The sequence below is a fragment of the Miniimonas sp. S16 genome (assembly GCF_057748195.1).
The window spans coordinates 3,293,996-3,317,589 of sequence record NZ_CM173242.1; the positions used below are offsets into that span (position 1 = coordinate 3,293,996).

Genomic DNA, 23,594 nt, shown 5'->3' on the forward strand with positions numbered 1-23,594 from the left:
ACCACGGCGAGACGCACGACGGCGTCGCGTCCGTCGCGGCGGCGACGTCGCCTTCCGCGTCGGCAGCCTCAGCTGCCACGACCGCTTCGCCCGTGCCGCCCGAGCTCGCCCGGCTGCGCCACTCGATCGACAACATCGACTCCGCGCTCGTGCACCTCATGGCCGAGCGCTTCCGCGCGACGCAGCAGGTCGGCGTGCTCAAGGCCGATCTGGAGCTGCCCGCCTCCGACCCGGCCCGCGAGGCCGAGCAGGTCGCCCGGCTGCGGGCGCTGGCGGAGGAGTCCGGGCTCGACCCGGTGTTCGCGGAGAAGTTCTTCGCGTTCATCGTGGCCGAGGTGATCCGGCACCACGAGGCCATCGCCGCCCAGGGCTGAGCCGCGCAGGACTGCGGTCCGCAAGACCGTCATCGGTCGATCTGCCGCTGTTGGCAGCGGTCAGGCCCGCACGGACTGAGATCGTGCGAAGAGACTGGGTCGTCGACTACGGGTGGCTTGGAAGTCACTCGTGCGCGCGTGGCTTTGGTCTACGAGCGCCGTCCGTTGTCGACTCCGCGGTTGCTTCGCGCGTCGGTGCGAACCGGAGATGCGAGCCACGCGGTGGCGAGGATCGCGAGCACCAGTGCCGAGATGACCGGCCACGGAACGACGACCACGATGCCCGGGAAGGTCAACGCGCCGATCATGAGCGGAACCGCCGTCGTGACCAAGGCCAGCAGGGCGCCGAGGACGGTGATGACCATGACCTGGGTCCGAAGGACGCGGGAGGCCCACGACCTGTTCAGACCTACGGCGCTCAGGGTTGGCCTGTAGAGGTCCAGGATGCGCGCTTGGGACCTGGTGGCGAGGAGAGCAGCACCGATCGCGAGGCTCGACGTGACGACGAGTGCGATCCAGACGGGGGGCGGAATCGAGGGCGTTCGGCGCTCCCCACCGAACTGGGCGAGTGTGACGTCCAAGCCGGCCTCCTCGAGCCGATCGCGAACCAGCGCGAACTGGTCCGCCGTCACAGGGCCGAACACGGTTGCCTCAGGAGCGGTCTCCAGGCCTAGTTCGTGAGCTCCCGACGTGAGCATGACGCCCGCCAGCGCGTTCCCCCAATCTGGGCACGCCACAGCACCAGCCGGAACCGGTGCGGTCTTGCTGCCGTCGTTGAACCAGAGGGTCTGTAGCGGCCCGGTACCGCCGTTCAGGAGGAGGACCCCACCCCGGTCCAGGACCTGAGCGGCGCCGTCATCCAGCGCTCCGCACATCCGCGCCGCGTCGGCCGCCGACCCGAGGGCGACGAGATAGCCGAGCCCCGGCTCGTTCACCGTGACGTATTGCTCCGCGCTGACCACCGCGTACTGCTCGACCTCCCAGGCGTCCGGCGCGCTCTCCCGCGCGATGGCGAGGGCCTCGGAGGGCGGTGCGACGAACGCGTTGTTCGTCGCGATCACGAGCTGGTCGCGTCCCGCGTTCGTGCGCATCAGCGCGGAGCCGCTGGACTGAACCGACGCGACGAGCGTCGCCATGACGAGCGACGGTGCGAGGGTTGCGGTCAGGAGGGCGACGGCGATCCCGACTCGGGTGCGGTCCCCGGCCAGCTGCCGCTTCGCGAGCCGGATCGACGGCCGTCGATCCGGCAGGTGATCGACGACGACGCGAACGGCCGAGGGCGCGATGAGCGCCGCACATGCCACGCACGCTGCCGTGAGCCAGACGATGTCGAACATGGTGCGGAGTGAGGCCCCGAGCCAGAGTATCGCCACGACACTCAGCGCGATCGCGACGAGCCGGAGGTAGCTCATCGTCCTCGCCGGTACACGGTGACCGAGCTCGGCCAGTGCACGCGCGGGTCGGCGAAGCGCGAGGCCCACCACGGTCAAGGCCAGCGCCAGCAGCGTGGACGCCACCACGGTGGCGACACCCGCCCACGGCACGACGGGCGGCGCCAGGACGTGGGGGGCGACTGCCGCGGTGAGCGGGCGTGCCAGGAGTCCCAGGCCAGCGCCGACCACGCTCCCCCCTCCTGCGCCGATCGCCACCCAGGTCGCCCACGCCCCGACGGCCGCACCGACGGCGGGGCCACTCGCGATGCCGAGGACCCGGAGCACGCCGATCGAGCGGCGGAGCCGGCGCTCCGCGGTCAGAACCACGACTGCTGCGAGCCCGGCGGGCGCGAGGATCGCAGGGATCGTGAACGCGAACGGGTACTGGTCCACGAGCGTGGGCGACGGGTTCGTGAGCAGATCCTCCCGAGTTTCGAGCGAGGGGAGCGACGCGACGAGCCCGGCCTCGGCCAGGGCTGAGACGACCTCGTCTGCCGAGGTCCCGGCCCAGAACACCGTGAGCGAGGCGGCGACGTTCGGGAACGTCCGACTCAGGGAGGACCAGTCGAACGCGTTCCACGTCCCCTCCGCTGCGAGCACCTGGCGTGAGTCCAGGCCGTAGGCATCGCGCACCACACCGACCACCTGGAGGCGCTCCGTTCCCGACAGCACCTCGAGTGCTTCTCCATCGAGCTCCCGCGCCAGGCGTTCCGTCACCACCACTTGCGCCGGCTGCCTCGGCCAGTGGCCGGACTCCAGCGTGTACCGGTCGAACAGTGCGTCCGACCAGTCCGTCTCGGCGTAGTACAGCGCGGTGTAGAGCCCGCCGGTGACTCGCAGGTCCAGCGACTCGAGCAGGGACGCCTGCGCCGTTGCCCCCGCATTGCGTGCGGCGTCACGGACCCGAACCGCTGGTTCGGGGTCCTCGCGCACGTCCGCCTCCACTTGGACCCCGCCGTCGTACCCGCCCAGCTCACGGTCGGCGACCTGTTCAGGAGTCGGGCTCAGCGCGATCAGGACGCTGTACGCCAGCACGAGGACGCTGGCGACCGCGGCGATCAGCATCCCCGAACGCCGCGCCGCGCCGCTCCGCGCGAACGTGCGCCACAGCGCGGGCAGGTGGAGCCCGGAGCTCACAAACTCACCTCATGCGCGTGCAGCCGGCCATCGATGATGTCGAGCACGACGTCGGCAAAAGCCTGCAGAGCGGGATCGTGGGTGGCCACCACGACCGTCACTCCTCGGTCCGCGGCCGCCCGGAGCAGCAGGTACACCTCCCGCGACGTCACGGAGTCGAGCGCACCCGAGGGCTCGTCCGCGAGCAGGAGGGTGCGGTCACCGACAAGAGCACGCGCGATCCCGACCCGTTGCCGCTGGCCGCCCGAGAGGTGCGCCGGTAGGCGATCCTCGAGCCTTGCGAGCCCGACGTCGCCCAGCGCGCTCCCAGCGGCGGTGCGCGCCGTGCTCGCCGCCGAGCCGACTGCCTCGAGGGGGAGCATCACGTTCTCGAGCGCCGAGAACTCCTCGATCAGCAGGTGCTCCTGGAAGACGCACCCAACGCGTCGGAGTCGGAAGTCAGCGCGGGCCGGGTCGCTCATGTGGCCGAGATCGAGCCCGTCCACGTGGACCTGGCCGCGGGACGGGACGTCGAGCCCGCTCATGAGGTTGAGCAGCGTCGACTTACCCGAGCCCGATACGCCCTGGATCACCGTGAACGAACCCGTCTCGAACACATGGGATGCGTCCCGGACCGCCCACACCTGCGACTCGCCCTCGCCGTAGCACTTGCCGGCGCCGGCCAGCACGACCCGGCTCACTGCACCACCCGGCACAGACCGTGCGCTGTGCTCATCGGGTCAGCAACCGCCGTTCACCTTCCACGACGTCAGCTTGTCGTAGTTCGGAAAGGGAATGCTCGAGACCTCCGAGCCTTTCGGCATCGCGAAGCACGAACCGGTGCCGTTTGCGAGCGTGTACCATGCGCCGTTCGAGCCCGTCTTGTTCTCCCACGCCGACGTCTTGTTGTCGGCGCCACTGCTCACGTTCGACAGGCCGCTTCCGCCCGACTTTGTGCCAAGGAGACCGACCCAGGCGGGATCGATGTAGATGCAGGCCAACGATGAACCGCAGAGGTTCGATCCCGCCTGCGCCGAGGCCATCGGAAGACCGATCGCCCCCATGGTGAGGATCCCCGCGACGATCGCGGCCTTGAGCCTCCGGGAGCGCGCTCCCGAACTTCCTACAGCACCCATGCCCACTCCTTCGTGCGCGGTTCGGTCGCGTGGCGGCGCAACGTCCGCCGGTTGCGACCGAGCGGTTGCCCGGTCGTTGAAGGACACATCCGGACAGCGCCGTTCCGCTGTGCCTTCGACAAGACATCACGAGAGGAGGCCGGTTCGTCCCCGAATGTGATCTAGATCACATCTCGTGACGAGCCCCGGGCCTGACGCGATGACAGGCATGGGAGGTGGAGGAAAGGGCCGGCGTTTCTTCGCCGTCGTCGGCGCGGTGGCGCTCATGGGGGCCGCGCTTGCACAACCTGCGGCGGCAGAGGACGAGATCGTGTCACCTCAGGCTTCGAGTGACTGCCCGGCGGGCCAGATGTGCTTCTGGACGAGCGTGCAGTACGGCGGCCAGATGTACGGGCGATCCACGACGGGTACGCTCGCCGCGTCCACGGCACGGTCGGCGTGGAACCGGACGGGCAAGGCCGTGCGGGTGTACGCATCGGCGAGTGGAAGCGGGTCGAGCACGTGTCTGGCGGCGGGGACGCAGCTGTCGACGACGCTTCTCGCCACGGGGAAGATGGTCATCCTCACGACGTCGTGCTGACGAATCCCGGTGTCGCCGGGACGAGGGAGGCAGTTCGGCGTGACTTCGAGCAGTTTGCTCGCAGCGTCTCGGCGGAGCTGTTGCGGTTCATCGCGTCCAGGTTGGGTGCGCAGGCCGCCGAGGACGTACTGGCTGAGACACTCCTTGTGCTGTGGCGACGGTGGGCGGATGTCCCGGACGGCGTCGAGGCCCGGCGCCGTTGGGTGTACGGGATCGCGAAGAACATGGTGCGGCGGCACGAGCACGAGCAGGCGCTGTCCCGCAACCGGTTGGCTGTGCTGACGAGTGAGCGGCCGGCCCCAGGTGCGCCCGCCGACACTCTCGTGGTTGCGACGCTCTGGGCCGAAGATCTCGTCGAGTCGCTGCCGGGAGACGAGCAACAGGTCGTGCGCCTCGTCGCTATCGACGGGTTGAGCATGTCGGAGGTGTCGGACCGGCTCGGCGTGAGCCCGAGCGCGATCGGCTCGCGGCTGTACCGGGCTCGTCGGCGCCTGCGCCGACTGATCGAGTCGGAGGGAGGTGACCGATGAGCCGCGAGGAACGGAACACGGCGGACGATCGCGAGCTCGCCGTCGAACGGGACGCGGAGCTCGAGGCGGCCCGCATCCGAGACCTGCTCGGGCTGGACTTGAGCCGGGTCGAGCCCGAGGTGAGGGTTCTCGCGCGCGTGCTGAACCGCATCGATGGCAACGGCGACGCCGATGCCGACGCCCCTGACGCCGCGCCGGCGAAGCCCGCGTCTCGCGCGCGTCGGGACCGGGCTCGGTGGCTGCTCGCCGTCGCTGCGGTGCTCGTACTCGGGATCGCGGTGGTGTTCAGCCTGCTGCCGTCGGGATCGGCGATCGCGTCGCCCCCGAGCCTGCACTACACGCTGGAGGACCCGGAGCACGCGGACCGGGCGCCCGAGGCGGCCGGCGTGCTGCACGAGCTGTCCACGGCTGCCGCCGCGTCCACGCCCGTTGGCAGCGGGGACGTGCAGTACGTCGAGAGCCGGGGCTGGAACAGTCCGGCCAACCTCGACGATCCGCACGCGACCATCCGCCCGTTCGAGCAGCAGTGGTGGCTGAGTCTCACGGGGGCCGCGACGCTCACGCAGCGCCAAGGAACCGAGCTGCGCCCCGACGGAACGATCGACCCGGCCCCCGTCACCGCGGGCATCGTGGACTCCACCGACGAGACACCGCCCGGCACTGTTCCCGACAAACCGGCAGAACTCTCCCGGGACCCCGCCGTGCTGGTCGACCAGCTGCTCGTCGGCATGCCGCCGACGTGCGAGGACAGCCAGGCCGAGCGCGCCTGGTGCCTGCTGGACCAGGTGAACGCCCTCACCACCACCTATCTGCTTCCGCCTGACCTCATGGCGGCGGTCTGGGAGATGCTGGCGGGCGAACCCGGAGTCCGCACCCTTGGCTCGGCGGTGGACCGGAAGGGACGCGCCGTCGAGACCGTCACGACGCCGCCCCACGGCTCGGGGTACGACACCACGGTGCGGATCCTGCTCGTCGACCCGACGTCCGGCCAGGTGGTGGGCTCCGAGACCGTCGCGCTCGAGACGGACCTGATGGAGATCGACGGGCCGACCGTCACGGGGTTCGTCACGATCACCGACGCCCGGTGGGTGGCGGAGATCGGTGACACTGCCTAGGTCCCGCTACGCGACGGTCGGCACGTCCAGCGAGGCGCCGCCGGAGGCGTAGATCTCCTCGATCGGCCCGGCGAAGTCGTGGTGCACGAGGGACCGCTTCACCTTGAGGGAGGGCGTGAGGTAGCCGTTCGCCTCGGTGAGGTCGACGTCGAGCACCCGGATCCGTCGGATCGACTCCGCGCGCGAGACGGCGCGGTTGGCGCGCTGCGCCGCCTTCACCAGCGACGCCTGCACCTGCGGGTTCTGCACCGCCTGGCTCACCGACATCGCGGGCAGCCCCTTGCCGGCCAGCCAGCCGGGCAGCATCTCCGGGTCCAGCGTGACGAGCGCCCCGATGAACGGGCGCTGGTCGCCCACCACGACGACCTGCGAGACGAGCGGATGACCGCGGAAGCGGTCCTCGAGCACCGCGGGCGCGACGTTCTTGCCGCCGGCGGTGATGATGATCTCCTTCCGCCGGCCGGTGATCGTGAGGTAGCCGCCGTCGTCGAGCGACCCGAGGTCACCCGAGCGCAGCCACCCGTCCTCGGTGAACGCCTCGGCCGTGGCGCCCTCGTCGCCGTGGTAGCCCCGGAAGACGTGCGGTCCCGCGACCTGGATCTCGCCGTCGTCCGCGATCCGGACCTTCGTGCCCGGGTAGGCCGGGCCGACGGTGCCGATCCGGATGTCGACGGGTCGGTTGACCGTGGTGGGCGCCGTCGTCTCGGTCATCCCGTACCCCTCGAGCACCGTGACGCCGAGGCCGCGGTAGAAGTGGCCGAGCCGCGCGCCCAGCGGTGCTCCGCCGGAGATCGCGTACTGCAGCGAGCCGCCCATCGCCTCGGCGATCTTTCCCAGCACCAGGCGGTGGGCGAGGCCGAGCTGGCCGCGCAGCGCCCGCGAGGGGCCCGACGGCGTCTCGAGCGCCCGCGAGTATGCGATCGCCACCCGCGTGGCCCACCCGAACACGCGCTTCTTCACGCCACTCGCGGCCTTCTGCGCCGCGGAGTTGAACACCTTCTCGAACACGCGCGGGACGGCGAGCAGGAACGTCGGGCGGAAGGACTGCAGGTCGGCCACGAGGTTGCGGGTGTCGGGGGAGTGGCCCAGGACGCCCGCCTCGGTGATGCACAGGACCTCGATGAACCGCGCGAACACGTGCGCGAGCGGCATGAAGAGCAGCGTGCGCTGCCCGGGCAGGCCGACGACCTCGCGCAGGTCCGAGCGCGCGCCGTTGCGCGCCAGGTAGATGAAGTTGCCGTGGGTGAGCTGGACGCCCTTCGGGCGGCCGGTCGTGCCGGAGGTGTAGATGATCGTCGCGACGTCGTCGCCGGTCAGGGCCGCCGTGCGATTGGCGACCTCGGTCGGGTCGACGGACCCGCCCTGCGCGGTGAACGCCGCGAGCTTCGCGAACGTCACGATCTCGCGGATGCTGTCCACGGCGGCCTCGGCCACCACGGCGGCGTGCTGGTCGCTCTCGACGAATGCGAGCACCGCGCCGGAGTCGCTCGCGATCCACTGCACCTGCTCGGTGGAGGAGGTCTCGTAGACCGGGACCGGCCGGCCGCCCGCGGTCCACACGGCGAAGTCGACGAGCGTCCACTCGTAGCTCGTGTGGCCCATGATCGCCACGGTCTCACCCGGCTGCAGGCCCCACGCGACGAGCGCCCGCGCGAGCTCGACGACCTCCTGGTGGAACGTCGCCGCGGTCACGCCGCGCCACTGGCCGCCGACCCGGCGCTCGACGATCACCTGGTGCGCGTGCGCCACCGCCCGGTCGCGCAGCGCGCCGGGGATCGAGACCTCGGGCTGGTAGGGGACGACGGCGGGCGACTCGGACACGGACGACATGCCGGACATTGTCGCGGGCGGGGGCGCACAACGGCGACTCGGCGCACCGCGCGGCCGCGTGCCGGGGCGGGTACACGCGCAGCCGGGTCGGCGTGCTTGCGTCCGTACGGACCGGGCCCGGGCGTCAGCCGCGGGGTGCGGCCTCGCCGAGCTCCGCCGACGTCACGACCACGCTCAGCGCCTCACCGTCGGTGGCCTGCGGCGCACCGACCTCGATCGTGAGCGCGCCCGTCACCTTGCCGGCCGCGCGCAGGTCGCCCTCGACGAGCGAGACCTGGTCCGCGGCCTCGGGCGTCGCCAGGAGCACGACGGCGAGCAGCGGTGTGCGCTGGGACGCCTTCGCCTCGCTCTTGACCTTGCGCAGCGCGGAGAGCGCGGCCCCGGCCGTGGCGACGAGACCGCGCAGGGCGAGCTCGCCGTCGTCCGCCGAGCCCTCGGACCCGGATGCCGCACGCAGCGCCTCGCTCGTCGGCCACGACGCGGCGTGCACCGAGCCGCGCCGCCACCACGACCACACCTCCGCCGTCGCGAACGGCAGGAACGGCGCGAACAGGCGCAGCAGTACGTCGAGCGCGAGCCACAGGGTCGCCCGGGCCGAGGCGACCGCCTCGGGGGTGAGGTCGTCGACCGAGCCGTCGTCCGCCGTCGCGCCCCGGCCGTACGCGCGGTCCTTGACCAGCTCGAGGTAGTCGTCGCAGAACGTCCAGAAGAAGGACTCGGTCAGCTCGAGGGCGCGCGCGTGGTCGAAGTCCACGAACGCGGCGGTCGCGGCGTCCACCACGTCGGCGAGGTCGGCCAGCAGCGCGCGGTCGATGGGCTCGGTGACGGCGGACGGGTCGAGGACCACCTCGGCGTCGGGCGCCGCGGTGAGCGCGAACTTGCTCGCGTTGAGCACCTTGATCGCCAGGCGCCGGCCGATCTTCATCTGGCCGATCTCGAACGCGGCGTCCGTGCCCAGGCGCGCCGAGGCCGCCCAGTACCGCACGGCGTCGGACCCGTGCTCGACCAGCAGGTCCATCGGCGTCACGACGTTGCCCTTGGACTTGCTCATCTTCTTGCGGTCCGGGTCGAGGATCCAGCCGGAGATCGCGGCGTGCCGCCACGGCAGCGCGCCTTGCTCGAGGTGGCTGCGCACCACGGTGGAGAACAACCAGGTCCGGATGATGTCCTGGCCCTGGGGGCGCACGTCCATCGGGAACACCCGCTCGAAGAGGTCCGGGTCGCTCAGCCAGCCGCCCGCGATCTGCGGCGTCAGGGAGCTCGTCGCCCAGGTGTCCATGATGTCGGGGTCGCCCACGAACCCGCCCGGCACGCCGCGCTGGTCGGCGGTGTAGCCCTCGGGCACGTCGGCGGACGGGTCGATCGGCAGCGCGGACTCGGCCGGCACGAGCGGGTGGTCGTAGTCCGGCTCGCCGTCGGCGTCGACCGGGTACCAGACCGGGATGGGCACGCCGAAGAACCGCTGACGCGAGATGAGCCAGTCGCCGTTGAGGCCGCCGACCCAGTTCGCGTAGCGCACACGCATGAAGTCGGGGTGGAAGTCGAGCTCGTCGCCGCGAGCGAGCAGCTCCTTGCGCAGATCGCGGATCGTTCCATCCGGGAGCTGCCACTCGCGCCCGCCGTTGCGGATGTACCACTGCCTGGACGTGACGATCTCGAGCGGCTTGTCGCCCTTCTCGAAGAAGTTCGCCTTGCGCTGCGTGGCGCGCGGCTCGCCCAGCATCTCACCGGTCTCGCGCAGGCGGTCCACGACGGCGGCGCGCGCCGAGAACGTCGTCTTGCCGGCGATCTCGGCGAACGCGTCGATGCCCGCGGGGGTCGTGATCCAGTCCGGCACCTCGCGCACGAGGCGGCCGTCGCGCTGCACGACCGAGCGCGTGGGCAGGTTGAGCTCGCGCCACCACTGCACGTCGGTGAGGTCGCCGAACGTGCAGCACATCGCGATGCCCGAGCCCTTGTCGGCCTCGGCGGCCTCGTGCGGCAGCACGGGCACCTCGACGCCGAACACCGGCGTCGTCACCGTCGTGCCGAACAGGTGCTGGTAGCGCTCGTCGTCGGGGTGGGCCACGAGCGCGACGCACGCCGCGAGCAGCTCCGGGCGGGTGGTCTCGATGACCACGTCGCGCTCGCCGTCGGGCAGGCCTGCCGCACCGTCGGCGTCGGACCGGTGGAAGGCGAGGGAGTGGTAGTGCCCGGGGTAGTCGCGGGCCTCGAGCTCGGCCTGCGCCACGGCCGTCTGGAACGTCACATCCCACAGGCCCGGCGCCTGCGCCTGGTAGGCCTCGCCGCGGGCGAGGTTGCGCAGGAACGCGGTCTGCGCCGTCCGGCGCGCGGTCTCACCGATGGTCTGGTACTGGTGGTTCCAGTCCACGGACAGGCCCAGGTGGCGCCACAGCGCCTCGAACTGCTTCTCGTCCTCGGCGGTGAGCTGCTCGCACAGGCGCACGAACGTGCGCCGGGAGACGGGCACCTGGTCCGCGGCCTTGACGCTCGCGGCGCCGCCCGCGTGCGGGGGCACGAAGTCCTCGCCCTCGAACGGCAGCGACGGGTCGCACCGCACCCCGAAGTAGTTCTGCACGCGCCGCTCGGTGGGCAGGCCGTTGTCGTCCCAGCCCATCGGGTAGAACACCTTGGCGCCGCGCATGCGCTGGAACCGCGCCACGACGTCGGTGTGCGTGTAGGAGAAGACGTGGCCGATGTGCAGGCTGCCGGACGCCGTGGGCGGCGGGGTGTCGATCGAGAACACCTGCTCACGGGTGGCGGTGCGGTCGAACGCGTGCAACTGGTCGGCCTCCCAGGCCGCAGCCCAGCGGTCCTCGAGACCTTCCACGCCCACCTTGTCCGGTACGACGACGGTGCCCGTGGGCGCGTCGTCGGGCAGGGCGGCGGCGGGCAGCGGTGTGCCCGGGGTGGCGTCGGTCATGGTGCCCATCATCCCAGAACGACGCTCACGTACCGAGCGCAGTCCTGTCCACGGATACGGTGGCCCGCGTGCCGTTCACGTGGTGGGAGATCGCCGGCTTCGTCTCGGGTCTGGCGTGCGTCCTGCTCGCTGCCCGCCGCGCCGTGTGGAACTTCCCGGTCGGGATCGTCAACTCCACGCTCTTCCTCGTGCTGTTCGCGCGCACCGGCATCTACGCCAACGCTGCGCTCCAGATCGTGTTCCTCGCGCTCGGCGTCGCGGGCTGGGTCGACTGGGCGCGCGCCCGGAACCGCGCCCCAGCGAACGGAGGGGCGCACGACGGCGAGGTCCCCGTCCGTCCGGCGCCTCGCCTCGCGTGGTGGGTCGGGATCCCGGCGGCGCTCGCCGTCGCCGTGGGGCTCGTGCTTCTGCTGCGCAGCACGGGGGCCTCGACGCAGCCCGTGTGGGATGCGGTGACCACGGCGTCGAGCCTGCTCGCGCAGGTGTTCCTCAACCGGCGGTGGGTCGGTTCGTGGCCGGTGTGGGTGGCCACCGACGTCGCGCTCGTCGGGCTGTACGCGAGCGTCGGGCTGTGGCTCACGGCGGCGCTCTACGTGGTGTTCACGGGGATCGCCGTCTCCGGCTGGGTCGGCTGGCGGCAGGCCGCGCGGACGAGAGCGAGCGCCCGCGACCCGGGCGGGCGGTTCGCAGCCGCCGAGGCGCGCGCGTGAGACAGTTCGCCCACGGTCTCGTGATCGGCAAGTTCTACCCGCTGCACGTCGGCCACCTCGCCCTCATCCGCGCCGCCCTCGCGCAGTGCGACCGGGTCACGGTCCAGGTGCACGTCTCGAACGTGGAGAGTCTCGACGGCGAGCTGCGTGCCGCGTGGCTGCGCGAGGAGTGCCCGACGGCGCACGTCGTGGTCGGCCGCGACGACCACCCGGTCGACTACACGAGCGAAGCGGCGTGGCAGGCGCACGTCCAGGTGATGCGGGACCTGCTCGACGCCCCCGTCGACGCCGTCGTGACGTCCGACGCCTACGGCGAGGAGCTCGCCCGCCGGTTCGGTGCGACGTGGCTGCGGGTCGACCCGGGTCGGCTCGGCACCCCCGTGAGCGGCCGCGCCGTGCGCGCCGATCCCGCGCGCTGGTGGTGGGCCCTGCCGCCCGCGGTGCGCGCCTGGTACGCACGCCGCGTGGTCGTGACGGGCGCCGAGTCGACGGGCACCACCACGCTGGCGCTCGCGCTCCAGGAGCACTTCGGCACCCCGCCGGTGCCCGAGTACGGCCGGACCTGGAGCGAGATCCGCCCCGGCGGCCTGGCGACGCCGTGGCACTCCGCGGAGTTCGACCTCATCGCCCGCGAGCAGGCGCGACTCGAGGAGGACGCCGCCCGGCGCACGCCGGTCCCGCTCGTCGTCGCCGACACCGACGCGCTCGCGACCGCGCTGTGGCACGAGCGCTACGTGGGCGGCCCCTCGCCGTCGGTCCTCGCGCTCGCCGAGCCGCGCCGGCCGGACCTCTACCTCCTGACCGGCGACGAGATCCCGTTCGTGCAGGACGGGCTGCGCGACGGCGAGCACATCCGGCACGCGATGCAGGCGCGGTTCCGTGAGGTGCTCCAGGTGAGCGGGGTGGCGTGGGTGGAGCTGCGCGGCGACCCGGGGGAGCGGCTCGCGGCGGCCGTCGCGCTCGTCGAGCCGCTCCTGGCCACCCCTCGCGCGCTCGCGGACCCGTTGCCGCAGGTGGGCGGGGAGGACTTCGCCGCAGTGGCGGGAGCAGGGGCGTGGCCGCCGGACGGTCCCGGTCGGGGGTAGCGGCGGTTGCGTCGCCGTGCGGTGCTGCGGCGGGTGCGGTTCGAACGTCGACGCGCGAGGGGCGTTCCGGATGTCGGTCCCTGGGAGGATGCTGGGAGCACCGACCCGCCGCCGCACCGGGCGGCCGGCAGCACGAGAGGACGACCCACCATGCGCATCAAGAACGCGCAGCCGCAGCAGCTCGCAGGCGACGACGACGAGGCCACCCAGCCGCCCGCCACCGACGGCGAGACGGTCGAGGGCAAGGGCTTCTACGGCACGAACGGAGAGACCGAGGAGAAGAACTGACGCGCGCGCGTCGGGGCGGCGCCGCGGGCCGGCCCGGGACGCCGGCCCGGGCGCCGGGCCGGGGACCCGGAGCAGGCAGACTGACGGCGTGAACGACGACCACGGCCACGTCCCGTCCGCCCCGACCCGCCCGGGAGCGGGCCGACCCGTGGCCGAGGGGGATGCCGCGGCCGCGCCCGCGCACGCGATGACGCTCGCCGAGCTGTTCGGCGACGGCGCCGAGGCGGGCACGGTCGAGGGGCTCGACGAGAAGTTGCGTCAGGCCTACTTCTGGATGGTCAACCACGCGATCATCTCCCCGCACTACGACGTGGAGTTCACCGACCCCACCCGGCCCGGGCTCGACCTGCCGATCGGCGACTCGGGCCTGCGCGTCACGCTGCCGAGCGATCAGTCCTACTCCTCGTTCGTGCTGCTTCCGCTGCTCACGTTCGCGGTCCGCGGCCGGTGCCTGCTCGTGGGCGGACCGGGGCGCGGCAAGACCTCCTCGGCGCTGCTCATGGGCCTGCTCGCGGGCTACTCGCTGCAGGAGGTGCGCCGCGCGGTGCAGCACGGTCACCCGCAGCTGACCGTGCAGGACATGTTCGGCACGCCGCTGCCGCGCGACCTCGTCGCCGCGGAGTCGCTGGCGGAGATCGACGTCGCCTGGCGCACGTGGCTCGGCATGCGGGTGAAGATCGTCGACGAGTACAACCGGATCCCCACCCGCACGCAGTCCGCCCTGCTCACCGTGCTCGCGGACTCCTACGTCGAGGTCTTCGACCAGCTCTACGAGACGCCGCCCGCCGCGTGGTACCTCACGGCCAACGACGACGCCGGGGGCGGCACGTACCAGGTGGTGGACGCGCTGCGTGACCGCATCGACGTCGTCGTCCGGGCGCTCTCGTTCAACCCGCGCTTCCTCGGCGACCTCGTCGAGCGGCTCGAGACCGGGCGCCACCCGGAGGCCGCCGTCCCGGAGTCGGTGATCTTCTCCCACGCCGAGCACGACGCGCTGCACCGCGCCGTCCTGGCCGTTCCGCTCCCGAGGCCGGTGCGCCGTCGGCTGGAGTACTTCGCCTCCCAGCTCGAGGTGCTCCCCGAGGCGGGGTGGCAGGTGGAGTACCGCACGAAGGACACCGCGCGCCTGGCCGCGGTGGACGTGCACGACCTCCTGGCCTCCGGCGGCGCGCGCGACCCGTACGCCGACATCGGCATGCAGACGCTGACCGGTCTGTCGGTGCGCGCGCTGCAGTCGCTCGTCGTCTACGCCAAGGCGATGGCGTTCTTCCGCGGCAACGCCGAGGTGAGCGTCGAGGACGTCGCCGCCGTGCTGCCGTTCGTGCTGCACGACAAGCTCCAGCCCGACCTGGACGCCGTCGCGTTCGAGGAGGAGGGTCGAGCCGCCCTGCGCACCGACCGCGTCTCCTGGATCCGGGACCTGTTCGCGACGGCGTGCCGCGAGTACGAGCGTGAGTCGCTCGACGACATCGACCCCGTCGGGGAGATCCTCGCGACGCTCGACCGCGGGCTCGACGGCGTCCCGGCCGAGGAGGTCCGCCGTCGCCTGTCGCGCATCGAGGGCATCCTGCGGGCGTGGGCGCACGCGACGAAGCCGCACGGCCACGTCGTGGACGACGCGCTCGCGCTCAAGTACGCACACCAGCGCTACTCCTCCTACCTGCGCTGGCTCGAGGTGCGCTGAGGTGCCGACGCCGAGCGCCGCGCAGCCGACGCCGAGCACCGCGCAGCCGGTGACGTCGCCACCGCTGGGCCGTACGACGGGGTCGGGAGGCACGACGGCGTCGCCCGGGTCGGGTGGTCGGCCTCCCTCGCTCGCCGAGCGGATGCCCGCGTTCGCGCGGGCGCTGCGCACCCGCGCCGACGAGGTGGACGCGGCGCTCGCCTTCGCGCACGCCGCCGGCGTGCGCGATCCCGCCGAGGTCGTCGCCGACCTCGAGCCGTGGGAGTCGGTCGTGGCCGGTGCGACGCGTGCCGCGGGCGCGCCGGGGGAACGGCCCGTGGCCGGCTCCTCGGGCACGTCGGGAACCTCGGGCGTCCCCGGCACCCCGGGCCCCGCGGGCGCGTCGGCCGGCGGTGACGCCACCGACCAGGCCGCGGCGCTCGCCGTCGCCGTCGTGACGCTCGCGCTGCGCCTCGCCGGGCAGGCCCGGTGGCGCGAGGGTTCTGCGGCACGGTGGGCCGTCCGCGAGGTGGGCCCGCGGCTGGACTGGTGGCACGCCGTCGGCGGCGCGTCGGCCGCCCGCCTGCGCGACCTCGTCGCGGCCGCGGAGGTGCTGGCCCCCACGCCCACCGCCCGGGCCTGGGCGGACCGCCTCGCGGGGCTGCCCGACCCCGGCGAGCGCGCACGGGAGGCGATCGCGGTGTGCGCGTGGCGGTCGGGCGCGGTGCGACTGCGGGCGGCGGCGCTCGACGCCGCGGGCGCGCTGCCCGGGCCGGTGGCCGAGGCCGCGCTGGGCGTCCCGGCCGACCGGGTGCCCGGCGTGCTGACGCGCGCCGCGACCGACCCCTGGTGGTGGCCTGGCGCACCCGAGCACGGCGTGCTCGCCCGGATCCCGACGTTCCGCGGCGACGGTGGTCGCTGCCTCGGGCTCCCGCAGGTCGTCCAAGCGGCCTGGGCGCCCGCCGGTCCCCACCCCGCGGCGTGGGTCGTGCGCGACACCGCCGACGGCACCCGCTGGACCGTGCTCGGCGACGCGCTCGGCGCCGAGCTCGTCCCCGCGTCCGGCGCCGACCGCGAGGGTGGCGGCGACGCCGCCGGCGCTGCCGACGCCGCCGGCGCTGCCGACACAGCGGACACAGCCGACGTCGACCTGCGCGGACTCGTCGTGGGCAGCGTGCCCTGGGACGACGCGATCACGGGCCTCGCCGCCCAGGGCGAGGTGCTCCTGGTGAGCCGGCGGCACTCCTACGTGCTCGACGTCGTGCGCCCCGTGCGGCGACCCGCGTGAGCCGCGCCGAGGAGCGACGGGCCGCCCTGGCTGCGCGATGGCTCGCGAGCTGGCCCGATGCGCTGAGGGCGTGGGGCACGACCACGCGCGTGGCCGACCCGGTCCTGCACGTGCGCGCCACGCGCCACCCGGCGAGGTCGTTCGCGTGGTTCGACGGCGCGGCGGTGCGGGTGCACGTCGACCTCGTGCAGGTCGAGCGGTTCGGCCTGCAGGACCACGCCGTCGCGGTCCTCGGGCACGAGATCGGCCACCACGTCCTCGCGCCGGGCGACGCGCGCACCCGGGTCGCCGTCGCGCACCGCACCCGGCTCGGGCTGATCGACCAGCCCGACCTCGTGGCCACCGTGGCGAACCTCTGGCAGGACATGCTCATCAACGACCGGCTCGAGCGCACCGGCGGCGCGTCCATGGCCGCGGTGTGGCGCGCGCTGCGCCGACCCGACGGCCCGGGAGCGCCCGAGCCGCTCATGGATCTGATACTGCGCGCCGACGAGCTGCTGTGGCGCCTGCCCGCGGGTGACCTCACACCGCGGAGCGGGTCCGGCCGGGCCGACCGCGAGGCGTACGCGCTGCTGCTCTCCCGCCTCGTGCGCGCCTACCGGACCGACCCCGTGGGCGGGGCCGCGGGCTTCGCTGCGCTCGTGCGCACCTACCTGGGGGAGGACCTGGCCTCGGTGCGCCCGGTCGGCTGCTCCGACGTCACCCGCGTCGACGGCGTCCCGGCCGGCATCGCGACCGATCCCCGGCTCACCGGCCCCGTGAGGCATCCCGCGCTCGACCCGGCGGTGGTCGGGGATCTCGAGACCGACGTGGCCGGGGACGGCACCGGCACGAGCCAGGGCGGGCAGCCGCCCCCGCAGGCCGCCGAGCACGGCATCGTCGGCAGCTCGCGGGACGGGGCGACCCCCGCCGACCTCGCCGAGACCATGCGGGCGCTCGGGATGGCGGCGGACCCGCGCGCGGTCGCCGCCACGTTGTACCGCGAGCACGCGGCGCCGTACCTCGTCCGGTTCCCGGCGCGGCCCACCGCCCGGGCGAGCGAGCCGCTGCTGGGGGCGCTCGAGCCGTGGCAGCCCGGCGAGGAGATCGGCGACATCGACTGGTCCGCGACCGTGCTCGCCTCCCCGGTCGTGCTCCCCGGCGTCACGACCCGGCGGCGGGTCATGGACGAGGACACCTCGACGCAGCACACCGACGAGCCGGTGCACCTCGACCTGTTCCTGGACAGCTCCGGCTCGATGCCCGACCCGACCCGCGCGCTCGCGCCCGTGGTCCTCGCCGGCGCGGTGCTGGCGCTGTCGGCGCTGCGTGCGGGGGCGAGCGTGCGCGTCACGATCTGGAGCGGTCCGGGTCAGGTGGCGAGCACGCCCGGCTTCGTGCGCCGGCCCGACGAGGCGATGATGGCCCTCATGACGCACTACGGCGGCGGCACGTCGTTCCCGCTCCACGTGCTGCGGCGCACCTACCTCGACGGCGTCGATCGCCGCCCGACCGGGCCGGTGCACGTCGCGGTCGTGTCCGACGCCGGGGTGAGCACGATGTTCCCGCGCCAGGGCGAGGACGTCGGCATCGCGGCGCGTGCGCTGGAGGCCGCGGGCGGCGGCGGGTCCGCCGTGCTCAACGTCTCCTCGGTGCGCGTCGCGCCCGACGTCGCGCCGTTCGACCGGTACGTCGTCAGCTCCGCCGACGACCTGGTCCCGTTCGCGGCCGACTTTGCGCGGCGCTGGTGGGGGAGGGCGCGATGAGTCGGCGCTCCGGGGCGATCCCGCAGGCCGTCCGGCCCGGGCCTCGTGTACCCGGGCCGTCGCTGGCCGAGCTGCGGCGGGCGCTCGCGGACGCGCCCGTCGACCTGCTCGCCCCGCAGACCGACGTGCCCGCGCTGGTCGCCGACCTCGCGGTCGAGCTGGGTGGCGCACCGCTGCCCGCCGACTGGCTGCGACACCTCGACACCCTCGTGGGTGCGCCAGCGCCCGCGGACCGGCGCGCCGTCGTGGCGCTCGGCCGCCAGCTCGCGCGCACCGCCGGGGTGCGCGACGCCCTCCGCGCGGCGGCCGAGGACGCCGCACCCTGGGCGGTGCTGGTGCTCACCCAGCTCGCGGGTGAGCTCGAGGGCCTGCGTCCGGCCGCCGCGTGGCGCACCGACGGCGCGGAGGAGCTGACGCGCGCCTTCCTCGCGATCGGCGGTCTGCAGCCGGCCGGGGAGAGCGCGGCCGTGTCGGCCGACGCCTGGGCGACGGCGAGCACGCGCTACCAGCGCGTCGTCGCCCGCGACGTGGCGCTCGAGCGGGCACGGGCGGAGGAGCTCGCTCGCGCACTCGCCGAGAAGCGGGCGCGAGAGGCGGCGGCGCAGTATGCGAACTACTGACGCCTCGGCTCCCCGCGCCGGTGAGGCGCACGAGGCGAGCGACCCGGGCGGCGCGAGCGACGCGCGCGGACCGGTGGGCACGAGCGGCCCGAGCGATGGGGAGGACAGGGCTCCCGGAACGACGGGCAGGGGCGGGGCCGAGGCACGGCCCGCCACGGGAGCGCTCGCCCAGCTCGCCGCGGAGTACGAGGCGATGGGCTCGATCGCCCTCACCGACGACGAGCGCTGGCCCGGGGCGGGCGACGGCGACCGGGCGCACCTGACCGCGCTCCTCGCCGAGCCCGGGGCGCCGCGCTGGACGCACCGCACGGGGGACCGGCTCACCGCCGCCGACCTCGCGGCCCTCGCACGCCGGGACGAGGCCGCGCTGATCGGCTCGCTCGCACCGGGCGCCACGACGGGCCCGCCCGACGGCCCGACCAGCACGACGCCCGACGGCGAGCGGCACTCGGGCGGTGCGCCGACGCCCGACGGCGAACCCGCCTGGGTGCGCGCCCTCGTGGAGCGCGCGCACGCCGTCGTGCCCCGCTACCGCGCGTCCGAGCGCGCCGGGCTGACGGGGCCGTCGAGCGCGTTGCGCGACCTCCCGCTCGTCTCGCGGGAGGACCTGGTGCGCGACGTGGCGTCGTACGTGCCGATCGACGTGCCCCTGGACCGCGTGCTCGAGGGGTCGAGCTCGGGCTCGGTCGGCGCCGCGATCCACGTCCCGCTGCACCCCGTGCCGGTCGCGGCCGACCTCCTCGCGCTGCACGCGCTCGTCGAGCGCGTGGGCGTGCCGTGGCGCGCGGAGCCGGACCGGCTCGCGCTGGCGCTGCTGGTGGACCAGGAGCGCGCCTTCACGTACGCCTCGCTCATGCAGGCGTTCCCGGGCTCGTCCGCCGCCGCGGGTGGAGTCGGCCTCGCCTCGCCGCCGCTCATGGCCCGCGTGAACCTGGACCCGCGGGCGTGGGCGTCGGCGTCGGACCGGGACGCCTGGCTCGCCCGGCACGACCCCCAGGTCGTGTCCACGTCGACCCTCCCGCTCCTCACCCTGCTCGCGCTCGCCGAGCGGGGGCTCGCCGTGCGGCCGCTGGCCGTGGTCAACGGCGCCACCCACCTCACGCCTGCCGCGCGCGACCTCGTCCTGGACCGGTGGGGCGCACCCGTCGTGGACGTGTACGGCCTGCGCGAGGTCGGCCTCGTCGCGTGGGCCGGACCGGACGAGGCGCGCGAGGGCGTGCACCGCGTGCTGCCGCGCCGGGTGCACGTCGAGGTGGTCGACGAGGCCGGCCGGCCCGTCCCCGACGGCGTACGCGGCGAGGTCGTGGTGACGGTCGAGGAGAACCCCTACCTCCCGCTGCTGCGCTACCGGACCGGGGACACCGCGGCCCTGCGCCGCGGGTCCGACGGCGTGCTGCTGGTCGCGCTCGAGGGTCGCCACGTCGTCCTGTACCGCGACGCGGCGGGCCGGCAGCGGCCGTCCGTCGAGGCGACCCAGCTGCTGCAGGCGTGCGGGCTGCTCGCGTGGCACCTCCACCAGGACGCCGACGGCGGCCTGACGCTGCTCGCGCTGCCCAGCCCCGGCGTGGGCCGAGCGGGTGCGGAGGAGGCGCGCGACGCCGTCGCGGACTGGCTGGGGCGCGACGTCGAGCTCACCCTCGCGCCGACCGTGGCCGCGTTCCCGCCGGGCAAGCCGCGGCGGTTCTCGGCCGCGGACCGGGCGGTGTGAACGCGCGCGTGGCAGGGGGGTTCACCCGTACGATCGGCCTGCCCGACATCGGGACGGAGGATCCATGACCCAGACGGACGTCGGCGCGCCGCACGCGGACGGGGCCGCCGACCCCCACCCCGAGCCTCGCGCCACGAAGAACGAGAACCGTCTCGCGGCACCGCCGAGCCCGTGGGCCGAGGGCGTCGCGGTCTGGACCGGACGCGTCCTCGTCGTCGCGAGCCTGGTCATGCTCGTGTCGTTCCTCCTGCGGCCCGCGGCGCCCCGCCTCACTCGCGCGATCGACATGACCCTCGGGTTCGTCTCGCTGCCGCACCCCACGCTGTTCTCCGTGGTGCTGACGGCGGTCATCGCCGGCGCGGTGATGCGCCGACTGCGGGCGGCGCTCTGGTTCATCGTGCTCGTGTGGGTCGTGCCGACCGCGGTCGTCGGCGCGGTGGTCGCCATCGGCCTCGGCATCGGCGGCTCGGTGCTCGACGACACGGCCGACACGGGCTCGACCACGGTCGCCATCGCGAGCGCGGTGTTCGCGACGGTCGTGGCGGTGATCCTGATCTCGGCGCGCCGCGCGTTCGTGGCCCGGGTCCGACCCGGTGCCTGGTGGCGTGCCGTGCTCGTGCTGCTGGCCGGCCTGGCCGTGTCCGTCCTCGTCTCCTACCTCCTGCTCGACGTGATGGACGACACGAGCGACGACACCGCGGACCGGGTGAACTGGGCGTTGTCCGTGGCGACCGGGACGTCGCCGCACGAACCGCCGTTCGCGACCGACGCGCACGGCCCGCACTGGTTGGTTCTCGTGGCCAGCGTCATCTCGACGCTGGCCCTCATCGCCGCGATCGTGGTGTTCCTGCGCGGGCGCTCCCGCAACGCGACCGAGGACCTCGAGGACGAGCTGCACACGCGGCGCCTGCTCCTGCAGTACCCGAGCGAGGACTCCCTGGCATACTTCGCGACCCGCGACGACCGGTCCGAGGCGTACTCCGCGAACGGAGAGGCCGCCGTCTCCTACCGCGTGGTCGGCAGCGTGGCGCTCGCGGCGGGCGACCCGATCGGGGACCCGCAGCACTGGGACGACGCCATCGCGCACTGGCTGGACCGCGTGCGTCGGTACGGGTGGGTGCCCGCCGCCACCGCGCTCAGCGAGCGCGGTGCCCGGGCCTACGCCAAGCTCGGCATGAGCGTGGTGGTGCTCGGGGACGAGTCGGTGATCGACACGCGGACGTTCTCGCTCGACGCGCCCGCCCTCGCGCCCGTGCGGCACGCGATCGCGAAGCCGCATCGTGAGGGCTACACCGTGCGGATCTCTCGCGCCGCGGAGATCGACCCCGAGGACCTGGCACAGCTCGTGCACGAGGCGGAGGAGTGGCGGCACGGGGAGGAGCGCGGCTACTCGATGTCGCTGTCGCGGTTCGGCGACCCGCGTGACCCGCGCCAGCTCATCGTGTCCGCCTACGACGCCGAGGGGCGGCTGCGCGGCGTGCTCGGCTTCGTGCCGTGGGGCCGCACGGGAGTCTCGCTGGACGTGATGCGGCGCTCGCCCGAGGCGGTGAACGGGGTCACCGAGCTCATGGTGTCCCAGCTCGCCACCCGCGGCCGGGCGCTCGGCGTCGAGAAGATCTCGCTCAACTTCGCGATGCTGCGCGGCGTGTTCGAGCAGGGCGAGCGCGTCGGCGCCTCGTTCGGAGCCCGGCTGCAGCGACGCGTGCTGCTCCTCGGGTCGCGCTGGTGGCAGCTGGACTCGCTCTACAAGTCCAACCAGAAGTACGACCCGCAGTGGCTCACGCGCTACCTCGCGACGGGGACGGTCAGCCAGCGCACCGCGGCACTCATCGCGTACGGGCGTGCCGAGGGCTTCGTCCCCGAGGGGCCCAGCTGGACGCGCCGGCGGGACCGGGCGCCCGAGCTGAACCGGTCGATGAGCCGCGAGGTGGTCGCGGCCGTGCTCGAGCAGGAGTCCCGGCTGCGCATGCCGGACCCGCCCGCCCGGCGCCTCACCGACCAGCAGCGGGCGCGCGTGGACAAGCTCGAGACGTTGCGCGCCGCGGGCATGGAGCCCTACCCGGTCGGCGTCCCGCGCACGCACCAGGTGGGCGAGGTGACCGAGGAGCTGCTGGGGCAGCACGTGTCGGTCGCGGGCCGCGTGGTGCGGCTGCGCGACCTCGGCGGGGTGGTGTTCGCCGTGCTCCGCGAGAACTCCCGCGAGCTTCAGGTCATCGTCACCGCCGACCGCGCGGAGTCCCGGCCGGACCTCTTCCGCCGCACCGTCGACCTCGCCGACACGATCTCCGTCACGGGGGACGTCACCCGCAGCCGGACGGGGGAGCTCTCGCTGCACGCCAGCGCGTGGACCATGGCGTCCAAGGCGCTGACCCCGCCGCCGGACAAGTTCCGCGGCCTCGTCGACGCCGACTCCAAGGCCCGGCTGCGCCACGTGGACCTCGCGCTCAACGCGGCGCCCACCCGGTTGCTGGTGGGGCGGTCCGTCGCCGTGCGGGCGATGCGCGACGTGTTCGCGGCGCACGACTACCTCGAGGTGGAGACGCCGATCCTGCAGACGGTGCACGGTGGCGCCAACGCACGGCCGTTCCTCACCCACATCAACGCCTACGACATGGACCTCTACCTGCGCATCGCGCCCGAGCTGTTCCTCAAGCGGCTCGCGGTGGGCGGTTTCCAGCGCGTGTTCGAGATCGGCCGGAACTTCCGCAACGAGGGCGTGGACTACAAGCACAACCCCGAGTTCACCTCGCTCGAGGCTTACCAGGCGTACGCGGACTACACCGTGATGCGCCACCTCACCCGCGAGGTCATCATCGCCGCGGCCGTCGCGGTGCACGGGCGGCCGATCGCGATCGCGCCGGACGGCTCGGAGATCGACCTCGACGTCGAGTGGCCCGTGGTGACGTGCCACGAGGCCGTCTCCCGCGCGGTCGGCGAGGAGGTCACGCCGGACACGCCGATCGAGCGGGTGCGCGAGCTGTGCGAGCTCCACGACATCGCGTTCGGCCCCGACGAGACGCACGGCCTGCTCGTCGCCGAGCTGTACGACGAGCTGGTCGAGGGCCAGACCACGTTCCCGACCTTCTACACCGACTTCCCCAAGGAGACCTCGCCGCTGACCCGCGAGCACCGCACCGACCCGCGCCTCGCCGAGCGCTGGGACCTCGTGGCGTTCGGCTCCGAGCTCGGCACCGCGTACTCCGAGCTCGTCAACCCCGTGGACCAGCGGGACCGGCTCACCCGGCAGTCGATGCTCGCGGCGCTGGGTGACCCCGAGGCGATGGAGATCGACGAGGAGTTCCTCTCCGCGCTCGAGTTCGGGCTGCCGCCCACGGGCGGACTCGGGCTGGGCGTCGACCGGTGCTACATGTTCGTCGTGGGCGCGACGATCCGGGAGACCCTGACGTTCCCGTTCACGAAGCCGCAGAGCCGCACCTGACGCGGGGTTCG

General features: G+C 73.7%; 18 protein-coding genes. 13 read left to right on the top strand and 5 right to left on the bottom strand.

From position 1 onward, the window contains the following. The first annotated feature begins 92 nt into the window (after nt 1-92). The gene (locus AC3AQ1_RS14540) at nt 93-374 is read left to right on the top strand and encodes a chorismate mutase (RefSeq protein WP_108720254.1); all 282 of its coding nucleotides are present in this window, start codon (nt 93-95) and stop codon (nt 372-374) included. Nucleotides 375-523: 149 nt separating this feature from the next. Here AC3AQ1_RS14540 and AC3AQ1_RS14545 read toward each other — a convergent pair whose 3' ends face one another. From AC3AQ1_RS14545 to AC3AQ1_RS14555, 3 genes are read right to left on the bottom strand one after another with little or no spacing between them, the layout of a single operon-like run. After that, nucleotides 524-2,944, bottom strand: coding sequence for a hypothetical protein (locus AC3AQ1_RS14545; protein ID WP_108719574.1), 2,421 nt, complete (start codon nt 2,942-2,944; stop codon nt 524-526). Then, nucleotides 2,941-3,624: an ABC transporter ATP-binding protein gene (locus tag AC3AQ1_RS14550; protein ID WP_108719575.1), complete on the bottom strand. Its 684-nt coding sequence runs from the start codon at nt 3,622-3,624 to the stop codon at nt 2,941-2,943. The genes AC3AQ1_RS14545 and AC3AQ1_RS14550 overlap by 4 nt, the downstream gene beginning before the upstream one ends. 39 nt (nt 3,625-3,663) lie before the next feature. Continuing rightward, nucleotides 3,664-4,059, bottom strand: a complete 396-nt coding sequence (locus AC3AQ1_RS14555) for a hypothetical protein (RefSeq protein ID WP_159096581.1) — start codon at nt 4,057-4,059, stop codon at nt 3,664-3,666. Between the two features lie 349 nt (nt 4,060-4,408). On the opposite strand from AC3AQ1_RS14555, the gene AC3AQ1_RS14560 reads away from it, so the two are divergent. From AC3AQ1_RS14560 to AC3AQ1_RS14570, 3 genes are read left to right on the top strand one after another with little or no spacing between them, the layout of a single operon-like run. Next, nucleotides 4,409-4,639: a peptidase inhibitor family I36 protein gene (locus AC3AQ1_RS14560; protein ID WP_370445362.1), complete on the top strand. Its 231-nt coding sequence runs from the start codon at nt 4,409-4,411 to the stop codon at nt 4,637-4,639. Beyond that, complete coding sequence (locus AC3AQ1_RS14565; protein ID WP_159096582.1) at nt 4,633-5,169, top strand: RNA polymerase sigma factor; 537 nt, start codon at nt 4,633-4,635, stop codon at nt 5,167-5,169. Before AC3AQ1_RS14560 ends, AC3AQ1_RS14565 begins: the two co-directional genes overlap by 7 nt. Then, nucleotides 5,166-6,284 (top strand): CU044_5270 family protein, encoded by a 1,119-nt coding sequence (locus AC3AQ1_RS14570; protein ID WP_108719579.1) that lies wholly within the window; start codon nt 5,166-5,168, stop codon nt 6,282-6,284. The genes AC3AQ1_RS14565 and AC3AQ1_RS14570 overlap by 4 nt, the downstream gene beginning before the upstream one ends. A 6-nt stretch (nt 6,285-6,290) precedes the next feature. On the opposite strand, the gene AC3AQ1_RS14575 is transcribed toward AC3AQ1_RS14570, so the two are convergent. Together AC3AQ1_RS14575 and valS are read right to left on the bottom strand one after the other, a co-directional pair. Further along, nucleotides 6,291-8,114, bottom strand: a complete 1,824-nt coding sequence (locus tag AC3AQ1_RS14575; protein WP_108720255.1) for an AMP-dependent synthetase/ligase — start codon at nt 8,112-8,114, stop codon at nt 6,291-6,293. Nucleotides 8,115-8,238: 124 nt separating this feature from the next. Beyond that, nucleotides 8,239-11,037 (bottom strand): valine--tRNA ligase, encoded by a 2,799-nt coding sequence (valS, locus tag AC3AQ1_RS14580; protein WP_108720256.1) that lies wholly within the window; start codon nt 11,035-11,037, stop codon nt 8,239-8,241. A gap of 68 nt (nt 11,038-11,105) precedes the next feature. On the opposite strand from valS, the gene pnuC reads away from it, so the two are divergent. The 9 genes from pnuC to lysX all read left to right on the top strand — a co-directional run bounded on the left by pnuC (nt 11,106) and on the right by lysX (nt 23,583). Next, the gene (pnuC, locus tag AC3AQ1_RS14585) at nt 11,106-11,747 is read left to right on the top strand and encodes a nicotinamide riboside transporter PnuC (RefSeq protein WP_108720257.1); all 642 of its coding nucleotides are present in this window, start codon (nt 11,106-11,108) and stop codon (nt 11,745-11,747) included. After that, entirely contained in the window at nt 11,744-12,832 is a 1,089-nt protein-coding gene (locus tag AC3AQ1_RS14590; RefSeq protein ID WP_108719580.1) for an AAA family ATPase, read from the top strand. The genes pnuC and AC3AQ1_RS14590 overlap by 4 nt, the downstream gene beginning before the upstream one ends. 150 nt (nt 12,833-12,982) lie before the next feature. After that, a complete protein-coding gene (locus AC3AQ1_RS14595; protein ID WP_159096583.1) occupies nt 12,983-13,120 on the top strand; it encodes a hypothetical protein in 138 nt (45 codons plus the stop codon). 88 nt (nt 13,121-13,208) lie between these two features. Then, complete coding sequence (locus tag AC3AQ1_RS14600; RefSeq protein WP_234417542.1) at nt 13,209-14,804, top strand: AAA family ATPase; 1,596 nt, start codon at nt 13,209-13,211, stop codon at nt 14,802-14,804. Nucleotide 14,805: 1 nt separating this feature from the next. Next, nucleotides 14,806-16,071: a hypothetical protein gene (locus AC3AQ1_RS14605; protein WP_139985455.1), complete on the top strand. Its 1,266-nt coding sequence runs from the start codon at nt 14,806-14,808 to the stop codon at nt 16,069-16,071. Then, on the top strand, nt 16,068-17,816 hold the full coding sequence (locus AC3AQ1_RS14610) for a DUF58 domain-containing protein (protein WP_159096584.1): 1,749 nt from the start codon (nt 16,068-16,070) through the stop codon (nt 17,814-17,816). The genes AC3AQ1_RS14605 and AC3AQ1_RS14610 overlap by 4 nt, the downstream gene beginning before the upstream one ends. Then, nucleotides 17,813-18,436: a hypothetical protein gene (locus AC3AQ1_RS14615; protein ID WP_159096585.1), complete on the top strand. Its 624-nt coding sequence runs from the start codon at nt 17,813-17,815 to the stop codon at nt 18,434-18,436. The genes AC3AQ1_RS14610 and AC3AQ1_RS14615 overlap by 4 nt, the downstream gene beginning before the upstream one ends. Next, nucleotides 18,423-20,144: an AMP-binding protein gene (locus tag AC3AQ1_RS14620; protein ID WP_108719583.1), complete on the top strand. Its 1,722-nt coding sequence runs from the start codon at nt 18,423-18,425 to the stop codon at nt 20,142-20,144. The genes AC3AQ1_RS14615 and AC3AQ1_RS14620 overlap by 14 nt, the downstream gene beginning before the upstream one ends. A 64-nt stretch (nt 20,145-20,208) precedes the next feature. Continuing rightward, on the top strand, nt 20,209-23,583 hold the full coding sequence (gene lysX, locus AC3AQ1_RS14625; RefSeq protein ID WP_108719584.1) for a bifunctional lysylphosphatidylglycerol synthetase/lysine--tRNA ligase LysX: 3,375 nt from the start codon (nt 20,209-20,211) through the stop codon (nt 23,581-23,583). The last annotated feature ends 11 nt before the right edge of the window (nt 23,584-23,594 follow it).

Bases quoted from the DNA above. Each gene is read 5' to 3' on its own strand.
- AC3AQ1_RS14615 (WP_159096585.1), top strand. From the start codon at position 17,813: ATGAGTCGGCGCTCCGGGGCGATCCCGCAGGCCGTCCGGCCCGGGCCT.
- AC3AQ1_RS14570 (WP_108719579.1), top strand. From the start codon at position 5,166: ATGAGCCGCGAGGAACGGAACACGGCGGACGATCGCGAGCTCGCCGTC.
- AC3AQ1_RS14560 (WP_370445362.1), top strand. From the start codon at position 4,409: ATGTGCTTCTGGACGAGCGTGCAGTACGGCGGCCAGATGTACGGGCGA.
- AC3AQ1_RS14620 (WP_108719583.1), top strand. From the start codon at position 18,423: ATGCGAACTACTGACGCCTCGGCTCCCCGCGCCGGTGAGGCGCACGAG.
- valS (WP_108720256.1), bottom strand. From the start codon at position 11,037: ATGACCGACGCCACCCCGGGCACACCGCTGCCCGCCGCCGCCCTGCCC.
- AC3AQ1_RS14595 (WP_159096583.1), top strand. From the start codon at position 12,983: ATGCGCATCAAGAACGCGCAGCCGCAGCAGCTCGCAGGCGACGACGAC.
- AC3AQ1_RS14575 (WP_108720255.1), bottom strand. From the start codon at position 8,114: ATGTCGTCCGTGTCCGAGTCGCCCGCCGTCGTCCCCTACCAGCCCGAG.
- lysX (WP_108719584.1), top strand. From the start codon at position 20,209: ATGACCCAGACGGACGTCGGCGCGCCGCACGCGGACGGGGCCGCCGAC.
- AC3AQ1_RS14555 (WP_159096581.1), bottom strand. From the start codon at position 4,059: ATGGGTGCTGTAGGAAGTTCGGGAGCGCGCTCCCGGAGGCTCAAGGCC.